This is a genomic window from Clostridium sp. X, assembly GCF_055755365.1.
This window is the reverse complement of the sequence record NZ_CM146912.1, coordinates 1,766,668-1,787,068: the sequence shown is the minus strand read 5'-3', so window position 1 is coordinate 1,787,068 and position 20,401 is coordinate 1,766,668. Positions and strand designations below refer to the sequence as shown.

The following is a 20,401-nucleotide window of genomic DNA, read 5'->3' as shown; positions in this document are numbered from 1 at the left end:
ATGAGTGAAGTGATAAAAACTAAGCTACTTTTAGTATAATGAATTTAATAAATTAATTATATTAAATTTGTTTTATGGGGGGAGTTAGAATATGATATCATTTATTTTATCAATCATTGCTTTAATAGTTGGTTACTTCATTTATGGCAAAATAACTGAAAAGTTATTTGGTGCTAATGACGATATAGAAACTCCAGCAGTAAGACTTGAAGATGGAGTTGATTTTGTTCCAATGCCTGGATGGAAAATTTTCTTAATTCAGTTCTTAAACATTGCAGGACTTGGTCCTATATTTGGAGCCATTGCAGGTGCAATGTGGGGACCAGCAGCATTTATGTGGATTGTATTTGGATGTATATTTGCAGGAGCAGTACACGATTATTTCTCAGGTATGTTATCAGTAAGACATGACGGTGCTAGTATTCCTGAAGTTGTTGGTAAGTATCTAGGAAACGGTTTCAAACAATTTATGAGAGTATTCTCAGTAGTTCTTCTTGTTCTTGTAGGTGTTGTATTTGTAAGTGGTCCAGCAGGAATACTAAATGGATTAATTCCAAGTATAAGTATTAAAACATTCTTATATATAATTTTCGCATACTATTTAATTGCTACTATGGTTCCTATAGATAAGTTAATAGGTAAAATATATCCTATATTTGGAATATGTTTATTGATAATGGCTGTAGGGGTTGGTGCTACTCTAATAATCGGAGGCTATCCAATTCCTGAAATTGCTGGCAACTTAAGAAATATGCATGTTAAACCAGAAAGCTATCCATTATTCCCTATGTTATTTATAACAATTGCTTGTGGTGCCATTTCAGGCTTCCACTCAACTCAATCACCTTTAATGGCAAGATGTTTAACAAAAGAAAGTCAAGGACGAAAAATTTTCTTTGGTTCAATGATTGCTGAAGGTATTGTTGCTTTAATATGGGCAGCAGCGGCAATGAGCTTCTTTGGTGGAGTTGATGGACTATCAGGATTTATGGCTGCAAATAATAACAATGCTGGTTTAGTTGTTAATACTGTAAGTAAAAGTTTACTTGGAACTATTGGTGGAACACTAGCAATACTTGGTGTTGTTGCTTGCCCTATCACTTCAGGAGATACAGCTTTTAGAAGTGCTAGACTTACAATAGCTGACTCATTAAAATTCAGTCAAGGACCAATTAAAAATAGATTTTTAATTAGTATTCCTTTATTTGCAATAGGCTTTGCATTAACTAGAATAAATTTTGGAATAGTTTGGAGATACTTTGGTTGGTCAAACCAAACTTTAGCAACTATAGTACTTTGGACTGCATCCATGTATCTAGTTAATATAGGAAGAAATCATTGGATGTCAACAATTCCAGCTACCTTTATGACAGCTGTATGTACTACTTATATAATAGTTGCTCCAGAAGGATTTAAATTATCAATGAGTATCGGTTTACCAGCAGGAATTATAGCAGCAATTTTATCACTATTCATCTTCACAGTAGCTGCTAAAAAAGTAAAAACTAAAATAAAAACTAACGCTGATACCACATTATGAAAAATCTAATATAAAATCACCTACAAAGCACAGGCTTAAAAACTAAGCTTGTGCTTTCAATTTTTCAAAACAAGTCGAGTTATATAAAAATTTTAGAGTATGTGTAAATTCTTATCATTCTGGAAATGCTATATTTAAAGCAGAACATATACTTATAACAAATTTAAGGAGGATTTATAATGAAAGTAAAAGTTATATTATCAACATTACTTGTAGCGACTGCTATTTTTTCTGGATGTGCTCGTGACGAAGCTGCACCACAAAAGACACCTGACACAACACAAACAGAACAGACTCCAAAGCAAACTACTCCACCTGAAACAACACCAGATGTTGTAACAACAGCTTCAATAGTAGATAATGGAGAAGCTTTTGAAAAAGCTATAAGTGACACTGGTACTTGGATTATTGCAACAGTTAAAGATATAACTATTAATAAAGAGCTAACACTCAATGGTGAATTTAAGAATGGTAAAAAAGATGAGGCTGGTAAAGATATCATACAAAGAAAGATAGCTTTATATACTCAAGATGAAAATCGCAAAGTAACTGCTAGATTTACTTTAACAGCACCAAAACTTACTATAAATAGCCCAGAAGCTAGAATTCAAAGCGGAACTTTTAAAGGTGATCTTTATGTTTCATCTAAAAACTTCCAATTAGTAGATGCTACAGTTGATGGAAATGTATATTTTGCTAATGCAGAAGCTCAATCTACTTTCAAAATGGATGACAAGAGTAAAGTTACAGGAAAACAGGAATTAGCAAAATAACATTTAACATTTGGTGCCAGCCTCTTAAAGTCAGTATTTGAGGCTGGCACTTATTTTAATTAATTGGAATATCAATTAATTCATTATAATCTTTTCTGTATCTAATTCCTTTTATCTCCATGAATAGTTCTTTTCCTGTATCTTCAAAACAAAGATTTCTTGTATATAAAATGGTTCCATCTGCCTTTTTATCATGACTAGCTGGAGTAGTATTTTTAAGTCCAACATTTTCGCCATCCATAACCATGTGTACATTTGATAAGAGAACATCCTCTTCAGTTGTAATTGTCACATAAGTTTTTCCTTCTGATTCACATACCTTATTTATTTCTATCTGTTGCCCTAAAATTTCAAGTTTCTTACTTTCGTCCCCATTATTAAGCTTTACTTGTTCATTAACTTTATTATCAGTCTGAAGACTCACAACTTTAATCTGAAGACTTTCAATTTCTTTTGGCAAAGCATCAAATCTATTATCAAAGGTAATTCCATTCATATTAGTACTCATACCGCTACCCTGCGGCTGAACTTCTTTGCCATTTGCCATAAGTCTTATATCTAAACTTGAAGGTCTAAAGCCTTCTCCTTTAACCTCATCTCTAGCAAGTTCAACAATATTTTGTAGTGAACCCTCTATATAAGTCACTGTTGGAGAGGCTACAATAGATTTAAAGGTTATCTCTCCTTGGTCGATTTTAATACTTTTATTCAAGCTTTTCTTAAGAATGTGACCCATAGCTTTACTTCTATCTATCTTAAACTTTATTTCTCCTACTTCTTTGTTATTATCTTCCGTTAGCCAAAAGCTCCACTTTAAAGTTTTTTCAAAGAAATAAGGCTTCTCAAATTCAGTTTTCCATTTTATTTCAGTATTCTCTTCATTCATCTTACCTTCTCCACTGCCCATATTGTATCTACCTATAATCCCTTGTATATATGGATCAGTATTCATAAGATTAGGATCATCTATATTACCTCTTGGATCTTTTATTGTGTAGAACATTAAAAGCTGATTATCATCTATCATAATTCCATCTACTGTTACCTTTACTCCATTTTTAAAGGTATAACTTTTATCTATATTCTGACCTTTTCCCATTTCATTAAGTTCTTTTAATGTATCTGTCATAACTTCATCAAAACCCATTATCTTTTTTCCATAAAAGGCTAAAGTATCAATGTTATATCCTATCAATGTTATAGCCATAATTAAAGAGGCTACTTTTAATATAACTTTATGCCTTGTACTTTTTTTAGGTTGTACTTTATATAGTGCACCTCTAAGTCTTCCTTCTAATTCCTCTGGTACTTCTATTTTATCCATCTCTAATTTTTTATTATTTAACATATCTTCAACCTTACTCATACCTCTTCACCTCCAAAACATTCCTTCAATCTTTGAAGTCCAATAGATATACGTGATTTTACAGTACCACTAGGTATCTTTAATATACTTGCAATAGTTTTATAATCTAAGTCTAAAAAATATCTAAGTTTTATAACTTCTTGATGCTTTTTATTTAGCTTTGACATGTATTCCTCTATAATAATTTGCTGATTTTTTTCTTCAATTTCTTCATTGTAGCTTGCCTTACTGTTATCATAGTCCTCTTGTACTTTATCCCTAATATCTTCTAGTGAAATTACTCTATTATTCTTTTTAAAAGCATTCTTGCAGCAATTTACTAAAATAGTCTTGCTCCAGCTATAGAATGCATCATCCTTTTTTAATTTGTGTATGTTCTCATATAGAATTACAATCATATCTTCCATTGCATCCAAAGCATCTTCTTTGTTTTTCATATATACATAGGCAAGCTTATAATAATCCTGTTTTTTATCCATAATAAGCTCTATCAATGCTTCTTTATCCCCTTTTTTTGCCTCTCTCACTAAGTTTATTACATCCACCATCTCACCTCTTTCTATATATAAGACTATTGTACCCTTGAAAAGGTTCATTTTTAAATAAACTTTTTGACATCACATACTATTTAGCAATAAAAAAGGTGCAAAGCTTTTGCTCTGCACTCACTAAAATACTATTTTTAAATCTATAACTAAATCCTTAAAAATACTTACCTTTATCTCATCATCTTTTTCATATATCTCTGGCTTGCCGTATACACCATTTTCATCAGTCTTATAAAAGTTAAACATTATAATATTTAACTTTTCTAACTGACCTAGTTATTACCTCACTCGGTGTTACAGTGAAGTTTATAATAAAATTATTGAAGGGTGCAGGATCATCTCCTACCTTTAATCCTACAGTCACATCATAATTTGGCCCACATTCATCCTCCGTACCTATTTCTTCAAGAGCCCCTACTTCAACTTCCTTTAAGCAAAATTTTTCATCTTTTTCATAGATATTAAAGATTTCCTTTTTAATGTATGGATTTAACATTGTAGCAATTACCCTGTCTAGAATTTCTCCTTCTCCTAGACTTGACTCTTTCACACTTCTATATGCTAAGTTATAGTCTGATAACTTTCCCCACTTCTCAATGTTATTGTATTCTTGCATAGATGAACTGAAGAATACTATTATATGTGCATTATCAAGCTCTTTATTAGCCTTGAAGAGTTCCCTATCCCCATATCTTATAGCTTCAAGAGCTAATGGAAGTTCTTTTCTAAAAATCTTATCCCTTATCTCTGCCTTAGATGGTGGAATTTCTCCTCCATCTATTAATAGATAAATATAAAAGAAATACTCGTCATTATATTTAATCCACTGTCCAAGAACTTCATCTCTCATAGAATTAACTTTGTCAAAAGCATACATACTTCCTATAGTTAAAAAAAGTTCTCCTGTTTCATCAGAATGAGTTAAAGTATAGTACCTATTAAAAATAGGTTCTTTTTTAGTTATCCCTTGTCTATATTCTACAAATAATTTCTCTGGTTTTAACTTTGGCAATACCTTCACCTTCTTTAAACAAAAATTGCATACTTAACCTAATATATGAAAACACTAGGTTCTGTATGCAACTTAATCTAATATATCTCAGTGATAATATATGACTCATATTACTTATTTGAATATTTTCTTTATCAACTTAAATATATCAAAGGTAGTTTTTCTATAAACTTTATTGTATACGTATTTTTTAGGACTTCTAAGCCATCCATAACCTCTTGGCATCTTTATTCCTAATCTGTGTACCAAATTTCTTTTAACACTAGTTCTAGCCACAATTCTTTTTTTCAAACTTGGTTTTCTCATACCAAATTTCATATTGCATACCTCCAAAATATTAATTAGCTTGAGTATACTATAGTATATGTTATACCCCTACTCAAGTGTTAAAATACTTCACTTAGTATGTATTATTAATTTTTTACTTATATGTAAATTATTTAAAACTCCTATGTTGTTCTAAAATTTCACCACTAACATAATAAAAGTTGCCACTATTGATCCTATTACAGGAACTATTATTCCACCCTTAAACCAAGCATATATTACTGCAAAACTAATTCCTACTAATGAGGCTGCTGGCATATCTGGTGTTGTAGAGAAAACTCCTGGAATAATAAGTGCACCTAAGGCTGTATAAGGGATTAATGTTAAAAACCTACGTAGTCTCTTTGGCATATCTTCATTAGATACCATTAAAAAAGGAAGCAATCTAGGGATATAAGTTACTAAAGTCATTCCTAGTATCATTAATAATATTTTATTCATAAACAACTTCCTCCTCATTAAATATTACAGCTCCTAAAGCAGATATTAATACTATTGATAAAATTAAATTCCATCCTTGTGGTAATAACTTAAAATAGTTTAAAGCTGAATTTAATAGTCCAGAGGATAAGGCCATAACTAGAATCTTCCTAGATCTTTTTGTCTCTGGAACTAAAAGTGCTGCAAACATAGCATATAAGGCAATCCCCATACTATTTCTTATTAAAGGTGGCAATATTTCACCAACTAAGTACCCAACTACACTTCCAATTACCCAGGATGGATATGATGTTAACTGCAAACCCAGGATAAACTTTGTTGTAAGCTCCTCCTCTTTAAAGGATACAACTGAAAAAACTTCATCTGTTACTCCAAAGGCAATTAGAGGTACCCATTTTTTCATATCTTTTGTAATCCTTGTTGTAAGTGATGCGCTCATCAAGAAGTGGCGAAAATTCACGAGTAGTGTTGTTAATATGATTTGTCCAACTCCTGCTCCTACAGCTAGTAAATTTAAAGCCATAAACTGACTTGCACCAGCAAAGACAAAAAAAGAAAATAAAAAGCTCTCCATAAGTGAAATTCCCGTTGTTTTTGCTAAGATTCCAAAAGCTACAGCTACTGGAAAATATCCAATAACTAAAGGGAGTCCTGCTACAACTCCTTCTTTAATGCCTAAAGCATTATGTTCCCCTTTTTCCATTCTAAGTCCCCCATTTTTTAAAATCTATAACTCTAGAACAAATTCTATCAATAAGATATCTGTCATGACTTACCACTACAAGACCCATATCTCTTTTTTTTATAATATCAATTACTGCTTTCCAAATTTGTGCTTGAGTGATAGCATCTAGCATAGTGGTCATCTCATCAGCAATAAGAAATTTTGTCTTAGGCCCGAGTGCTCTTGCTATACAAAATCTTTGCAGTTCTCCACCAGATAATTCGTTTGGCCATCTACTAAGCCACTCTGTCTTTATTTCAAGCTTTTTAAGTATTTCCTTGTCTGGATTCCAGCCTTCATTTAATATTTTATTCATAGTCCATCTTGGGTTAACAGCCTTTTCTGGATGCTGAAAAACAAGTTGCACAGGACTGTAGCCAGTAGAACTTATCTTACAATTATCTATTAATACAGAGCCTTCATGTGGAGTAATATATCCCGCCATTATACGTGCTAAAGTTGTTTTCCCACATCCACTGGGCCCTATAAGTCCAACACTCTCACCGGATTTTATTGAAACATTTACTCCATGCAGAGTCCATATATTTTTTTTATATTGAAATCCAATATTTCTTCCTTCAAGAAGCATGAAAACACCTCACTAATCCCCCTCTTAAATCACGAGTCTCAGGTAGCTTATTAAAACATTCTTCTGTTGCCATGCTACATCTATGTACAAATAAACATCCCTTTATAAATTCATTGCTAGAGGACCCTGAATCTGAAGCAGATATAAAATCATTTTGTGGAAGTGCCTGCCATAATAACTTGCTATAGGGATGTCTTAGGTTTTCTCCTTTACCTGAGAAATCTTCTACATGAGCAATCTCAAGAACAGTCCCTGCATAAAGAATAGCAATTCTACTTGCAACTTGAAGCGCTATTTCTATATCATGAGTAATAAGCATTACAGAAGATCCTTTTTTAGATAATTCTCTAAAAGATTCTATTGTATCTTTAATTACCTCTGAATCTAGTCCTGGTGTTGGCTCGTCTGCAATAACAAGTCTCGCTCCACTTACCATAGCTGTAGAAACTAACACTCTTCTTGCCATGCCTCCTGAGAGCTGAAATGGAAACATATTTTCAATATGAGTTAACAACCTATATTTTTTAAAAATCTTTCTCTGCTCTTCAATTGGATTACCATTGTTAACAGATGTCCTTATTTGTTTGCCTACCTTCATTAAAGGGTCTAGAGAAGTAACTGATTGAGGTATAAGAGAAATTTCTTTACCTCTTAATTTTTCTTGGTGTTTTTTTGTTAGCACTTCTTGTTTATATTTTATAGTACCACTTGTGGTAGCATTTCTTGGAAGAATACCTAAAATGCTATGAGCTAGTAGACTTTTCCCTGAACCACTAGCCCCCATTATAGCAAGGACTTCACCCTCATATATAGATAAACTAAGATCTGTAATTACCTTAATCTCACTTTGTTTAAATCTATTTGTGTACTGTGTAAAAGATATAGATAAATCTTTTATTTCTAATAAAGGAGCTCCGTTTTTTATATCTATGATTTACACCACCTAATTTCAAATAAAGATCTTTAATTATGTGCACTATGTGGATCTATTAAAATACGTAGATTATCTCCAAGAGCATCAAATCCTCTTACTACCACTAATAAAGATAGTCCTGGGAAGAAAGCAAGCCACCACATTCCTGTAGACAAGTACTTCATCGATTCAGAGAGTATAACTCCAATAGCAGGTTTATGGGGTGACAGACCGAATCCTAAAAATGTAATAGCTGCTTCATGTAAAACAGCATGGGGAAATAGTAGCATAAACCCTATGAAAATTTGAGGAATTAAGTGAGGTAGTATATGTTGTAAAAAAATCCACCATTGAGATTTTCCCAGTCTACGAGAAATTTGAACAAAATCTGAAGACTTTAACTGTAATACTTCTGCTCGAATTAATCTTGTAAGACTAGGCCAGTGTGTAAAAGCTATTCCTATAATTACTCCTTTTGCCCTTCCACCAACTACAAAAGAAATTAAAATTAGAGTAACAAGATGTGGGACACTTAGAAATAAATCTACTAGAAGAATTATAAAATTATTAATTAACTTGTTATCCATAGCAGATAAAATCCCTAATATTAATGCAATTATAGCGCTTATGAAAGCTGATAATAATCCAATTCCAATACTTAGAGTCAGTCCCTTTAGTGTACGAGTAAACATATCTCGTCCAAGCCAATCTGTTCCAAATAAATGTCCTATCGAAGGAGGGAGATTTCGTATTTCAAAATTAGTAGTAAGCCCTTTACTGCTAATTAGAAGTCCTCCTATTATTATACTTATTAATAATCCTAGAATAAATAAAAGCCTAATTCCAGTTTTTTGTCTTAAACTATACTTCATATAGCTCCTCCCCTCATACGAGGATCCACAATAGTATATAAAAAGTCTGCTATAAGATTTCCCACAAATACAAAGATAGCGCTAAAAATTACTATTCCTAGCAAAAGTGGAACATCCCCTCTTAATCCTGCTTGCACCGTTAATTGTCCTAGTCCTGGATATGAAAATACCTGTTCTGCTAGTACTGCTCCTCCAAAAAGTTCACTAAAAGAAGAGAATTGAAGAGTAAGGGCAGGTAATAGTATATTCCGAATTCCATGTCTCCAAATTAATAAAGCTCCCCTCTCTCCTCTTGCTTTGGCAAATAATATATAGTCACTTTCTAATATTTCTAGTAACTTTTGTCTTGTATGTAATGCTATATTAGCTACTCCTAGTAAACTTAGTGCCATAACTGGTAACACTAAATGATGGATATAACTCCCAAAGGTAACATCTTCATTTAATACACCTGCTGGAACTCCAAGTCCAATGGGAAACCATTTTAGCTTCACTGAAAAAATAATAAGCAAAAGAATACCTATCCAAAAAGTGGGGGTAGAAGCTAAAATTAAACAATAGTATTTTATAATTTTATCTATCCAGGTACCTTCCTTTACCGCAGCAACAATACCTAGCACAAAACCTAATATACCAGATAGAAGCCATGATATTCCCATAAGAAGAACTGACCCAATAAATCCATCCTTAATTATCTCAAGAACAGTACGACGAAAAATAAGAGATGTTCCAAAATCACCATATATAGCTGCTGAGGCCCACCTAATAAACTGTTCTATCGGAGGCTTGTTAAGCCCCCAATATTCAGCAATCTTTTCCCTCTGCTCTACTCCAATACGCATAATGTCACCACCAATATAAGCCTCAACTGGATCAATTGGTGAGTATTTAATAAGCATAAAAGAAAGAAAACTTAAGGTAATAATAAGAATACTCATTCTTATTATTTTACTTACTACAAATTTAAATATTATTTTATAATTTATAATAGGATGAACCTCCTTTTAATTTTCCTTCCACTTCCACTGAACTATGTTATCAGTAATAGGCCATCCATGGTCATGTGGCTGAACCTTTTGAACTCCAATGTCTAGCTTTTCATTTACTAAATATAAGTGATCTAAATTTACTAACCAAGCCCAAGGTGCATCTCCTTTAGCACTTAGTCCTGTACTTCCATCCCACTGAGCTTTTTTCCAATATTCTATTGCTTCTCTCTCACTTATAGAAGATAATGCTTTCTCCATATACTCATCTACTACCTTGTTACTATAATAAATAGTATTATAAAAGCCTACTCCCTTATTATCACTACTATATATATTATATATTTCTAAAGGATCGTGGCTTCCCCATCCAAAAAGTACAGCATTAGAATACATATTTTTCTCTAACTTATCCCAGCTTTGTCCTTCCGGAATAATGTTTATGCCTAAAGGCTTCATCATATCTGCTACAGCTATAGATAAGAATTGTCGAGTTTGATCACTAGAAGGATATAATAACTTAAATTCCGCTTTTACTGAATTCTTCTCTAGAATTCCATCTCCATCCCTATCTTTCCATCCTGCATCTGCTAAGATTTTTTTAGCTTCTTCTATATTGCCATCTTTAATAACAGTATCTTCATTCCACCAAGGCAGATTGTCACATACAGTATAAGCAGGAGTTCCAAAGCCTTCTAAAATTCCATCAACAAGAGATTGTCTGCTTATTGCAATGTTAATAGCTTTACATATCGCTATATCTGAGGTTACATCATTACCTATAATATTTCCCTCTGAATCTTTTTCTCCACTCTTTAAATGTGGAAATGCAATACCACGATTATCTACACTGCTTATATTAAGAAGTTTCATTCCCTCAACCTCTTGCTTTGCAAAGGTTGGGGTTACATAGGATATATCTACAGTTCCTACTTTGCTAGCTGCAAAAGCCGCGTCCTCGTTTAAAAATAGAAATGTAATTTTATTAAAATAAGGTTTTTGTCCATAGTACTCTGAATTAGCCTCAACTATAAGTTGTTGCCCCTTATTCCATTGTACTAATTTATAAGGACCTGAACCTACAGGATTACTAGCATAATCCTTTCCATATCCATGCTTTGGAACAATGCCAAGGCTTAAAAGATTAGTTATAAACGTAGATTGAGGTTTGTTCAATATAAACTGAATAGAATAGTTTCCGCTAGTTTTGATTTCTTTAAGTACAGAAAGATCCACTATAGACCCGCTTTTTTCTGCTGTTTCAAAAGTAAACTTAACATCTTCTACAGTAAGAGGCTTACCATCTGAGAATTTTGCATCTTGTCTAATACTCACACTCCATACTAATCCATCTTCTCTTACTTTATATCCACTAGCAAGATCATTAACTACATTAAGTTTTTCATCTCTTACAAATAAAGTACTTTGAAATAAAGGACTGCCATACCTACCCCAACCCGTAGTTGGATCAAATCCGTTCTCTGGTTCTCCTCCTATGGCAATAACAAGCTCCTTTTTTTCAGTTGTATTCTTACTTAATGTATCTTTACTATCTAGTTTCGAACAACCTGATAATACAGTAGTTAATAAAACAAGTGTTAAAACCTTTATTAAAAATAGTCTTTTTTTCATACTTCTATTCACTCCATTTAATTAACGAATGTAAATTGTGGCGCAAAGTAAGATGTAACAATAGATAATACTATAAGTATTAATGAAATTATTAAAAATGCCTTTCTACTTACTTTTTCTTCCTTTATAACATGTACTCTCCTAAAGGCCCATAATGTAACTATGTATGAAAAGATCATCTGCCATCTAGTAACTTCTACCCCTAATTGAAATACAAGTACCATTAGCCCTATTCTTGTTATTAGCTTCAAATTCTTTCTCTTAACTTTATTAGATACCAACACTACTAGCAAAATTATATTTGTTAATATTAAAGTGATCTCTCCTAGTTTCATACTCTATCTCCTCTCAATTACTAAAAATTTCTTCATAACCCATATTGTATAGTTACTTTTTGCAAATGTCTATGTTATATGCAAAAGAGATGGTAAATTTATATAGTTACCATCTCTTTTTATATCAATGAAATAAGTGAATATTATCTTCATAAATACAGCACCTATCTCTTCCTTGTTTTTTTGCATTATACATAGCATAATCTGCTTTTTTAATAATACTCTCTAGGCTATTACCATGTGTTGGAAAATGACCTATGCCAATACTTACAGTTACTGATTTTCCTTCCTTACAGCTTGGTATAATTACACTATTTTTTATCTCTAATCTTAAGTCTTCCCCTGTATTTATAGTTTCTTCTAATGAAGAATTCTCTAGTAAAACTAAAAACTCTTCTCCTCCATATCTAATTATCCTTCCTTTTGACCCAATAAACTCCTTCATAATATTTGCTAAGGATTTTAACACTAAATCCCCTATATTATGTCCAAAATTGTCATTTATGTCTTTAAAATAATCTATATCTAAGAATAAAATTCCTATCTCCTTTTCTAAGTTCATATATATATTCTTACTGTATGTTTCAAGAAATCTTATATTATATAACTTTGTCAATCCATCAGTAATCGTAAGTTTTTTAAGTCTATCATCTTCTTTTTTCTTTATTCTTGAAAATTCTTCTAGCATTACTTGAAACTCTTTCTCCATAGTAATTAATATATCTCCTTTATCTGAAAATCTCTTTTCAATCTGCACTCCTAGCTTTAGCTTAATTATATTTTTATAATCTTTGTCAATTTTATATAACACTACTTTTACTACTAAATAAGCAAACATTCCAACTATAAGTCCAGCTATTATACAAGATATATTAAATAAAATTTTTCTTTCAGGTATCCAGATGACAAAGTAATCTACTAATATAGGGAAAATAGCTCCAACCATAAAACCAAATAAACAAATTACCATTTTTATTTTATTCATAGGGTTCATACTTTTCATCCCACTCACCTCACATTATTCCCCCTACTATATTCTATATAAATGAATTATGTTTGTTACATTTATTTTACATTTACTTTGTTGTTACTATTTATGGTTTATTGGATGTAAAATAAAAATTAGAGAATACTAAAAAATAGATTAATTATTATTTTAATAGGAGCTGAAAATAATGGAACTTAGTTGGATTTGGCATGCAATTATTATATTTTTTATTGGAACTTTTATATTAAGAGTAGGTGGAAGAAAATCAATTTCTCAAATGACTATAGCTCAGACAGTTGTAATGATTGGACTCGGTTCTTTACTAATTCAACCTCTTGCTGGAAGAGGACTTACTATTACTTTTCTTTCAGCATTTTTACTAACTATATTAATGATAATTGCAGAATATCTTCAAGTTAAAATAGACCCTATTGAAACTTTATTTTCAGGTAAATCAGTCATGGTTGTTGAAAACGGAACTCTAAACCTTAATAATTTAAGAAGACTACGATTATCCGTTGACAAACTTGAAACTCGCTTAAGACAAGTTGGAGTATCTTCAATTGATGATCTTAAATACGCTACCATTGAAGTTAGTGGACAATTAGGTTACGAGTTAAAAGAAAGTAAAAAACCTCTAACAAAGGAGGACTTTAATATATTAATGAATGAAATATCACAAATTAAAGCAGCTCTTGGTTCTAATATCCCTCCTCACCCTCCTTCTAGTAGCGGGAATAATATTTTCAAAGAAATAAACAGTAAAATATTTGAAGGTAAAAAAGAACCTTAGATATCGATATAATACATATGATATTTACGTTAGATAAAATCTTCTATTAATATGCTGAAATTTTTTTTAAATATGGAGGAAATTTGCCTATATACGGAGAATATTTATTTACATGTACTTTTAATTAATTAATAACTATTTTCGATTTTAAAAATAAAGGGAGGAAAACTAAATGGAAAAGAATTTTTTTAATGCAATAGCAGATAGACGTTCCTTTTATGGAATTAGTAAGGAATCGGTTGTTTCCGATGAAAGGATTCAGGAAATTATTGAATATGCAGTAAAACATACTCCATCAGCTTTTAACTCTCAAAGTGCAAGAGTAGTTTTATTACTGAAAAAACATCACGACAAGTTATGGGATATTACAAAAGAAGCCTTAAGAAAGATTGTTCCACCTGACCGTTTTAAACCTACTGAAGATAAAATAAATTCATTTGCCAATGGATACGGTACAGTTTTATTCTTTGAAGATAATAGTATCGTAGAATCTCTACAACAACAATTTGCTTTATATAAAGACAATTTCCCTATTTGGTCTCAGCAATCAAGCGGAATGCATCAATATGTTATCTGGACTTCATTAGAGCTTGAAGGTTTTGGTGCATCATTACAACATTATAATGAACTAATTGAAGCTGATATAAAAACTGAATGGAATATACCAAATAACTGGAAGCTTATCGCTCAAATGCCATTTGGAAAGCCTACAGTTAAACCTGATGAAAAACAATTTGAGCCTTTAGATAATAGGGTTAAAGTTTTTAAATAAATATTATACTTAGTAAATCTTAATAAAAACGTAGACTAAATAAGTTTACGTTTTTACTAAAATAAGTTAACTTATAAATTTCTTAAAAACTCTTCTATTTCTCTCTCATCAAGATACCTATCTCCAATTAGTCCATGCTTTAAATCTACCTCTTTACTTTTGTGAAAGTCAGAACCAGCTGTATAAAATACTCCCATATCCTTTGCAAGCTTTATAAAAAATTCTGTGTCATCTTCACTATTTCTAAAATATTTTGCCTCTATCCCATCAAAGGGCAAATTAAGAATATAGGTTAGACTTTCCTTTCTTATAACAACAGGATGAGCTAAAACTACTACTGCTCCAAATAGTTTAAGAAAATCTATACCACTTGTAACTGTAAGCCTGCTTCCCCCTCTAACATCATCAAGATGAAAATTAAATCCCCTAAGCTTCTTGAACATCTCTATAGCTGTATCGGACTTTCTATTTTTTATAAGACTTAATGCCTTTTGAAATGTTGCATCCTTATACCTATCATCTCTAAAATACCCTAAAATGTGGATACGTTCTCCATTATACCTAGTGGATAACTCAACCCCTGGTATTACAGTAATGCCATACTTTTTACCTGCATTTATAGCTTCCTCTACTCCAAGTGTAGTATTGTGATCAGTAAGAGATATTATATCTACTCCTCTGCTTTTTGCAAGTCTTACTACTTCCTCTGGTCTAAGTTCCCCATCCGAAGCTGTGGAGTGCATATGAAAGTCACCTTTTTTAAACATTAAACTCACCTTATATATTGCTATCATTACATAATATTTATTTTTTATATAATAAGTGATTACTAAGTTATAATTCCCTATTGTTAAAGGGTGATTATATAAAATTAGCCACCCCTTTTCTTTAAATCCACCTTATTACTTTCCCTAGATTAGCATAACTTCTTATCATATATATTGAGTAATCCAGTTTTCTCTACTCTACTATATAATTCATCATGATCTGTTGAATAGAGACTGGTTTCTTTCATTCTTTCAAAGTAAACAGAACCGGCAAATGTAAACTTTAATTTATCTCCATCTTCTCCATACATCTTTTCATTAGAGAAGGTTATAAAGTCTCCTATTGCTAAGTTATTTGGTAATTCTAGCTGAGGAATATTTAATGCATATCTTACGCTATTATGACCTGCTAAATATCCAGTAACAATAGCTTCTGTGTGTCCAATATAAAATCCACTTTTTTCTCCTGCTATAAAGAGATTCTCTATTCCCCTTACTCTCATTGTGTTTTCCCTTGGAGCAATAGATAGATGTCTTATAGAATTAGCTACTCCCCCTGAATACGGATCTTCGAATCTAGCATTTTCAAATCCTTTAATTTTTCTTAATTTCTCAGTAGGATAAAATGGTGCCATTAATTTAGCATGGCCAGTATCAAGTAAAACTATATTTTCTACAAATGCATCTAGGGCATAATGCTGACATATTTTAATATTTAACTTTTCTGCATTTCTTTCTTCAGGAGATAAAGGTACAATTACTACACCGTCCTTATTTAGCTTTTCTTGAAGTTCTTTACTTAATGTATCTTTATTTATTTTTACAGAACCGCTAAAAGAGCCATAGGTTCCATCATTTTTTCTTCCCATCATATCCTTGATCCCACATTTTTCTGTGATACTTACCCTTCCACCAAAGGTAGGACATCTTAGTATACACATGGCACATCCATTTCCATATTTGTGGCAATTATTCATTGGACCAGTAGATCCAGTAGTTTCTATAAAAGCATCTGCTATAATTTTATTTCCATCATCCAATACAATAGCTTTTATTTTATTATTTTCAATTTCTACATTCTTAGCTATTGTATAAAATAAAATATCGATATCCATCTCTTGCAATTTTCTTCTTACTGCACTTTCAACTAAATTTACGTCATATATACTTGCATGCTTATGTCCTGGAAAGTCAACATTTTTATGTCTTGAAAAACCATCTGTTATTTCAAATAATTCTCTGCCACCTAATAATATAGACTCCTCTGACGCTGTATATCTTCCATTGTTTCTAGTAAGTCCTCCAACATTCCCTAGTCCTAGTAATAGGTCTGTTCTCTCTAATAAAGTTACCTTTGCTCCAGCTTTTTTTGCACTTATAGCAGCTGCACATCCAGCCCATCCACCACCAATGACTACAACCTCTTTCATTTACATTTCCCCCTTAGGATTATTCTCTAGAGAAATTCTTTTCACTAATTATAGATAAACTATTCTATATATTTTGCCACATATCATTTTATTAAATGGTAAGCTGTTTTATCACACCTATGTGCTACTATTACAATAATAAACAAAAACACCAACATTAAGTTTGGTGTTTTAATCCTATGATAATGTTCTTCAAATGCTTAGAGAAAAAGATGTTTTTGATATTAGTGAAGTACACTTAGGGATTATAGAATCAAACGGAAATATATCTGTATTAAAAAAGCCAAATAAATCTGAAGTGACTGTAGAAGATCTTAACCTAAATAAAAATATTCCCCCATTAGCATATCCTATAATAATTGAGGGAATGGTATACAAGAATGTTTTAACAAAACTAAATCTTACAGAGGATTGGCTTAATCAGCAGATATCTAATCTTGGAGTGAAAAATATTAATGAAATATTTTTTGCCTCGGTAAATGAGAATAAGGAGTTTTCTCCACCAAGCAACTTATTATCGCGATGAGCCATCATAATCCCTTTGGAATCGGTTACAAATACATAACCATTTTGTCGAATTTTTATATTGGCTAAATCCAAGGTTTCTGTAGTGGAGGCTTTAAACTCACTATACAAAAGATCACTTGTTTTATTGTAAGTATATATTCCTGATAAAACAATAGGTATTAAAATTAATAGTAGTAAAATTAATATCAATTTTGCCTTAATGCTTCGTTAAAATTGACGTTAAAAATTAAAAAACCTCCAAATTTTATTTTTGTAGAGGTTTTTATTGATAAGTAATCTTTATTTTTCATATATAATTTTCTAATCAAAATATATATCACTAAATTCAATGGATATAGCTCGAATAATTCGATTATCTCCATCTATCAATTGATTATTTTGATCACTAGAATTAGCTGTTTCATCACACTGAGAAAGCTTAACCATAGGTAGTAATACCGTAAAATTACTACCCTTTCCAACTTCACTTTCTAAAAATATTTTTCCATCTAATGCCTTAAGTAAAAGATTAACCAGATATAACCCTAAGCCTGTACCTTCAGCTTGGCGTGATAGATTTGTATCTACTTGACCAAATCGTTCAAATATCATTTGTTGATTATCCTTTTGAACACCAATTCCCTCATCAATTACACTTATACTAATAAAGTCTTCATTCTCATATCTTTTAATCGCTAGTAACACATTTATTGATTTACCTTCTTTAGTAAACTTTAATGCATTTGATAAAAGATTCAACATTATGCGTTCAAACTTCTCTTCATCTAAATAAACTACTTTTTTATCTATACTTGATTTGAAATTTATATTAACCTTCTTTTGTTTTGCATAAATTTCAACAGATTTAGCAATAAACTTTGTTACGTAAACTATATCAAAATTATATCTACTCAGTTTTATATTTCCAGAGTTTATCTTTGTAACATCAAGCAAATTATTCACTAATCGAAGCTGTCTATTAGTGTTGTTTTTTATAGTGTTTAAATATTTTCCAAGTCTTTCGGTAACATCATCTTTACAAATAAAATCTATTGCTTGTAAAGCTGAATAAATAACTGCCATTGGTGTTTTAAATTCATGAGTTATTAAATAAAGAAACTCATCTTTTAATTTCATATCAGCTTGAAGAGTTTCTCTTTTTTCTTTCTCTACTCTCAGTAATTGATTATGCTTATACTTCACTCGCCGCTGATTCTGTATAAGCTCTGTTATATCCCGATGACACACTACTAAAGAAGATAAATTATTTTTATTATCAAAAATAGGCGTTGCATTAATTTCCGTATACTGTATTTTATCTGGTCGTTTTGTAATTATCCTTTCATTTCTTACTTTTTCTCCTCTAAAAGCTCTCCTCATAGGTAAATCCTCTTCTAATATTACATTATTCTTAAGATCAAAAAATTCAAAAGTGCTAAAGGCATTACTTATATGTGTTTGAATATCCATATTAGGATAAAGCTTACGAGTCTCTGCATTCATAAAGATTACATAACCTTCTTTATTAAAGATAATAAGCGCATCATGCATATTTTCAATTACTGATTCAAACATCTCTTTTTGACATTTTAATTCTATATCTAGTTTTTTATTTTCACTAATATCCTTAATAAGACAGGCAAATTGACCATATGCTGGTGAGTAGACTCTAATCCAGAAGTGAGAGTCTACATTAACTAAGAAATCCTCATAAGTTACTGGTTGTCCAGTCAAGGCTACATTCCCCAAAACTTCAATCCAAGAATTAGGAATAGCTAGTACCTCACTCCCCCTTTTACCAATAATTTCCTCATTCTTCATACTGAAAATTTTCTCTAACGCAGAATTAGCTGCTAAATACATATAATCTATAGGCTTACCTAATTCATCACAAATTATGTCCGCCAAAAAAAAGCCTTCATTTATATTCTCAAATAAAGTCCTATATTTAACTTCGCTCTGGCGTAGCGCTTCTTCTGATCGAATTCGTTCTATACGTAGAAACATCCGATTTATTATTTCATAAATCAGCTGGACTTCATCTTCTAACCAGTTACGAGCAGAAGATTGATTTATAGTGAATAAATATTTGTCTTGTCCACCATAATGAAATAATAAGGTAACATAGGAATAAGTGTTGAGTCCAGCATAAATCCCCGAGTCTGTTTGTGTGTTATGTATAATAATATTTTTTCCATCATGAACGTTCTTTTCAAGTTGCCCTATCATAAAAGAAGATAACTCTTGTCCATCTATTTCCTTGGACATATTTTCAGCGTACCAAGAATAATTCACGCTAACCTCATTTTGTATTTCATTTACTTTAGCCAGAATACAGCTAGTTGCATTCATAAACTTACCAACTTTAGAACATGCCATCTGTATAATTTCATCAGCTGACGAAAGGTGAGTAAATTCTTCTGTAATTGTGGCTAAAAAATATAAATGATTTTCACGACGTTTGTACTCTGTAATGTCTCTTGCTGTACCAAACCATTCAACTATTTCACCCTTATTATTTATTATAGGAACTACACATGAGCAAGCCCATCCTATACTACCATCAGCCCGCCAAACTTTATGTTCAAGTTCAAAAATACTTTTCTTACTAATAACTTCATTTATAGTATTTTTAACTTTAATTTGATCCTCGGGTGGTATGTATTTTTGAAGCCAATTTTTACTTGGCTCTTCCATATTACTCAAAAACTCCCTGCTACTTAACTGGTACATCTCACTCCAATCAGAACTCATTCGACATATTACTTCTGAACTAGTTAGGTACTCTTTACATTTACACATATTTTCATAAAAATCATAATTAATATTAAAATATGAATCATGAAAAAGTTTATACTTTAAACATGCTTCTAATGTAAAATTGCGTTGCCTGAGTTGAATCAACTCATTTATAATGTCCTTTTTGCTACGATCCATATCATTCAAGATAAATTCCCCCCTATTACTGAAAAGCCCCAGATATTAAAATTTCTTATCATAAAAATTATTCTAATAAATATACCCCTATAAGTTTAGAATATATGATAATTTATTTCTTTTGTACTTCTCTCTAATCCACTTATATA

Annotated in this window: 21 protein-coding genes and 1 pseudogene; 5 read left to right on the top strand and 17 right to left on the bottom strand. The window is 31.4% G+C overall.

Annotation, left to right across the window (positions count from 1 at the left end):
* The first annotated feature begins 91 nt into the window (after window positions 1-91).
* Window positions 92-1,540: a carbon starvation CstA family protein gene (locus ACX0KU_RS08980; protein WP_472989483.1), complete on the top strand. Its 1,449-nt coding sequence runs from the start codon at window positions 92-94 to the stop codon at window positions 1,538-1,540.
* Window positions 1,541-1,719: 179 nt separating this feature from the next.
* Window positions 1,720-2,313, top strand: coding sequence for a hypothetical protein (locus ACX0KU_RS08975; protein ID WP_472989482.1), 594 nt, complete (start codon window positions 1,720-1,722; stop codon window positions 2,311-2,313).
* Between the two features lie 55 nt (window positions 2,314-2,368).
* On the opposite strand, the gene ACX0KU_RS08970 is transcribed toward ACX0KU_RS08975, so the two are convergent.
* From ACX0KU_RS08970 to ACX0KU_RS08905, 14 genes are all read right to left on the bottom strand, one after another.
* Window positions 2,369-3,679 (bottom strand): DUF4179 domain-containing protein, encoded by a 1,311-nt coding sequence (locus tag ACX0KU_RS08970; RefSeq protein ID WP_472989481.1) that lies wholly within the window; start codon window positions 3,677-3,679, stop codon window positions 2,369-2,371.
* Window positions 3,676-4,275, bottom strand: a complete 600-nt coding sequence (locus ACX0KU_RS08965; protein WP_472989480.1) for an RNA polymerase sigma factor — start codon at window positions 4,273-4,275, stop codon at window positions 3,676-3,678. The genes ACX0KU_RS08970 and ACX0KU_RS08965 overlap by 4 nt, the downstream gene beginning before the upstream one ends.
* Window positions 4,276-4,347: 72 nt before the next feature.
* Window positions 4,348-4,473, bottom strand: a complete 126-nt coding sequence (locus ACX0KU_RS08960; protein ID WP_472989479.1) for a hypothetical protein — start codon at window positions 4,471-4,473, stop codon at window positions 4,348-4,350.
* Entirely contained in the window at window positions 4,466-5,239 is a 774-nt protein-coding gene (locus ACX0KU_RS08955) for a staygreen family protein (RefSeq protein ID WP_472989478.1), read from the bottom strand. Before ACX0KU_RS08955 ends, ACX0KU_RS08960 begins: the two co-directional genes overlap by 8 nt.
* 114 nt (window positions 5,240-5,353) lie before the next feature.
* Window positions 5,354-5,557 (bottom strand): hypothetical protein, encoded by a 204-nt coding sequence (locus ACX0KU_RS08950; RefSeq protein WP_472989477.1) that lies wholly within the window; start codon window positions 5,555-5,557, stop codon window positions 5,354-5,356.
* A gap of 141 nt (window positions 5,558-5,698) precedes the next feature.
* The gene (locus ACX0KU_RS08945) at window positions 5,699-6,007 is read right to left on the bottom strand and encodes an AzlD domain-containing protein (protein ID WP_472989476.1); all 309 of its coding nucleotides are present in this window, start codon (window positions 6,005-6,007) and stop codon (window positions 5,699-5,701) included.
* Window positions 6,000-6,710, bottom strand: a complete 711-nt coding sequence (locus ACX0KU_RS08940) for an AzlC family ABC transporter permease (protein WP_472989475.1) — start codon at window positions 6,708-6,710, stop codon at window positions 6,000-6,002. The genes ACX0KU_RS08945 and ACX0KU_RS08940 overlap by 8 nt, the downstream gene beginning before the upstream one ends.
* A gap of 1 nt (window position 6,711) precedes the next feature.
* The gene (locus ACX0KU_RS08935) at window positions 6,712-7,320 is read right to left on the bottom strand and encodes an ABC transporter ATP-binding protein (RefSeq protein WP_472989474.1); all 609 of its coding nucleotides are present in this window, start codon (window positions 7,318-7,320) and stop codon (window positions 6,712-6,714) included.
* The gene (locus tag ACX0KU_RS08930) at window positions 7,310-8,203 is read right to left on the bottom strand and encodes an ATP-binding cassette domain-containing protein (RefSeq protein WP_472992428.1); all 894 of its coding nucleotides are present in this window, start codon (window positions 8,201-8,203) and stop codon (window positions 7,310-7,312) included. Before ACX0KU_RS08930 ends, ACX0KU_RS08935 begins: the two co-directional genes overlap by 11 nt.
* Window positions 8,204-8,283: 80 nt before the next feature.
* The gene (locus ACX0KU_RS08925; RefSeq protein ID WP_472989473.1) at window positions 8,284-9,105 is read right to left on the bottom strand and encodes an ABC transporter permease; all 822 of its coding nucleotides are present in this window, start codon (window positions 9,103-9,105) and stop codon (window positions 8,284-8,286) included.
* Window positions 9,102-10,043 carry an ABC transporter permease gene (locus ACX0KU_RS08920; protein ID WP_472989472.1) on the bottom strand — a complete coding sequence of 314 codons (942 nt, stop codon included), beginning with the start codon at window positions 10,041-10,043 and terminating at the stop codon, window positions 9,102-9,104. The genes ACX0KU_RS08925 and ACX0KU_RS08920 overlap by 4 nt, the downstream gene beginning before the upstream one ends.
* Before the next feature lie 66 nt (window positions 10,044-10,109).
* Window positions 10,110-11,723 carry an ABC transporter substrate-binding protein gene (locus ACX0KU_RS08915; RefSeq protein WP_472989471.1) on the bottom strand — a complete coding sequence of 538 codons (1,614 nt, stop codon included), beginning with the start codon at window positions 11,721-11,723 and terminating at the stop codon, window positions 10,110-10,112.
* 17 nt (window positions 11,724-11,740) lie between these two features.
* On the bottom strand, window positions 11,741-12,058 hold the full coding sequence (locus tag ACX0KU_RS08910) for a hypothetical protein (protein ID WP_472989470.1): 318 nt from the start codon (window positions 12,056-12,058) through the stop codon (window positions 11,741-11,743).
* Between the two features lie 124 nt (window positions 12,059-12,182).
* Window positions 12,183-13,061 (bottom strand): GGDEF domain-containing protein, encoded by an 879-nt coding sequence (locus ACX0KU_RS08905; RefSeq protein WP_472989469.1) that lies wholly within the window; start codon window positions 13,059-13,061, stop codon window positions 12,183-12,185.
* Between the two features lie 172 nt (window positions 13,062-13,233).
* Here ACX0KU_RS08905 and ACX0KU_RS08900 point away from each other — a divergent pair, with 172 nt between their 5' ends.
* Both ACX0KU_RS08900 and ACX0KU_RS08895 read left to right on the top strand, forming a co-directional pair.
* Window positions 13,234-13,839 (top strand): DUF421 domain-containing protein, encoded by a 606-nt coding sequence (locus tag ACX0KU_RS08900; RefSeq protein ID WP_472989468.1) that lies wholly within the window; start codon window positions 13,234-13,236, stop codon window positions 13,837-13,839.
* 172 nt (window positions 13,840-14,011) lie between these two features.
* Window positions 14,012-14,611 (top strand): nitroreductase family protein, encoded by a 600-nt coding sequence (locus ACX0KU_RS08895; protein ID WP_472989467.1) that lies wholly within the window; start codon window positions 14,012-14,014, stop codon window positions 14,609-14,611.
* Between the two features lie 71 nt (window positions 14,612-14,682).
* Here the strand turns inward: ACX0KU_RS08895 and ACX0KU_RS08890 are convergent, their stop codons facing one another.
* Entirely contained in the window at window positions 14,683-15,378 is a 696-nt protein-coding gene (locus tag ACX0KU_RS08890; RefSeq protein ID WP_472989465.1) for a PHP domain-containing protein, read from the bottom strand.
* A 149-nt stretch (window positions 15,379-15,527) separates the two neighbouring features.
* Window positions 15,528-16,808: an FAD-dependent oxidoreductase gene (locus tag ACX0KU_RS08885; protein ID WP_472989464.1), complete on the bottom strand. Its 1,281-nt coding sequence runs from the start codon at window positions 16,806-16,808 to the stop codon at window positions 15,528-15,530.
* A 190-nt stretch (window positions 16,809-16,998) separates the two neighbouring features.
* On the opposite strand from ACX0KU_RS08885, the pseudogene ACX0KU_RS08880 reads away from it, so the two are divergent.
* Window positions 16,999-17,334 (top strand): annotated as a pseudogene (locus tag ACX0KU_RS08880) (DUF421 domain-containing protein); the annotation flags it as partial.
* A gap of 302 nt (window positions 17,335-17,636) precedes the next feature.
* Here ACX0KU_RS08880 and ACX0KU_RS08875 read toward each other — a convergent pair.
* The gene (locus ACX0KU_RS08875; protein ID WP_472992427.1) at window positions 17,637-20,252 is read right to left on the bottom strand and encodes an ATP-binding protein; all 2,616 of its coding nucleotides are present in this window, start codon (window positions 20,250-20,252) and stop codon (window positions 17,637-17,639) included.
* Window positions 20,253-20,401 lie beyond the last annotated feature (149 nt).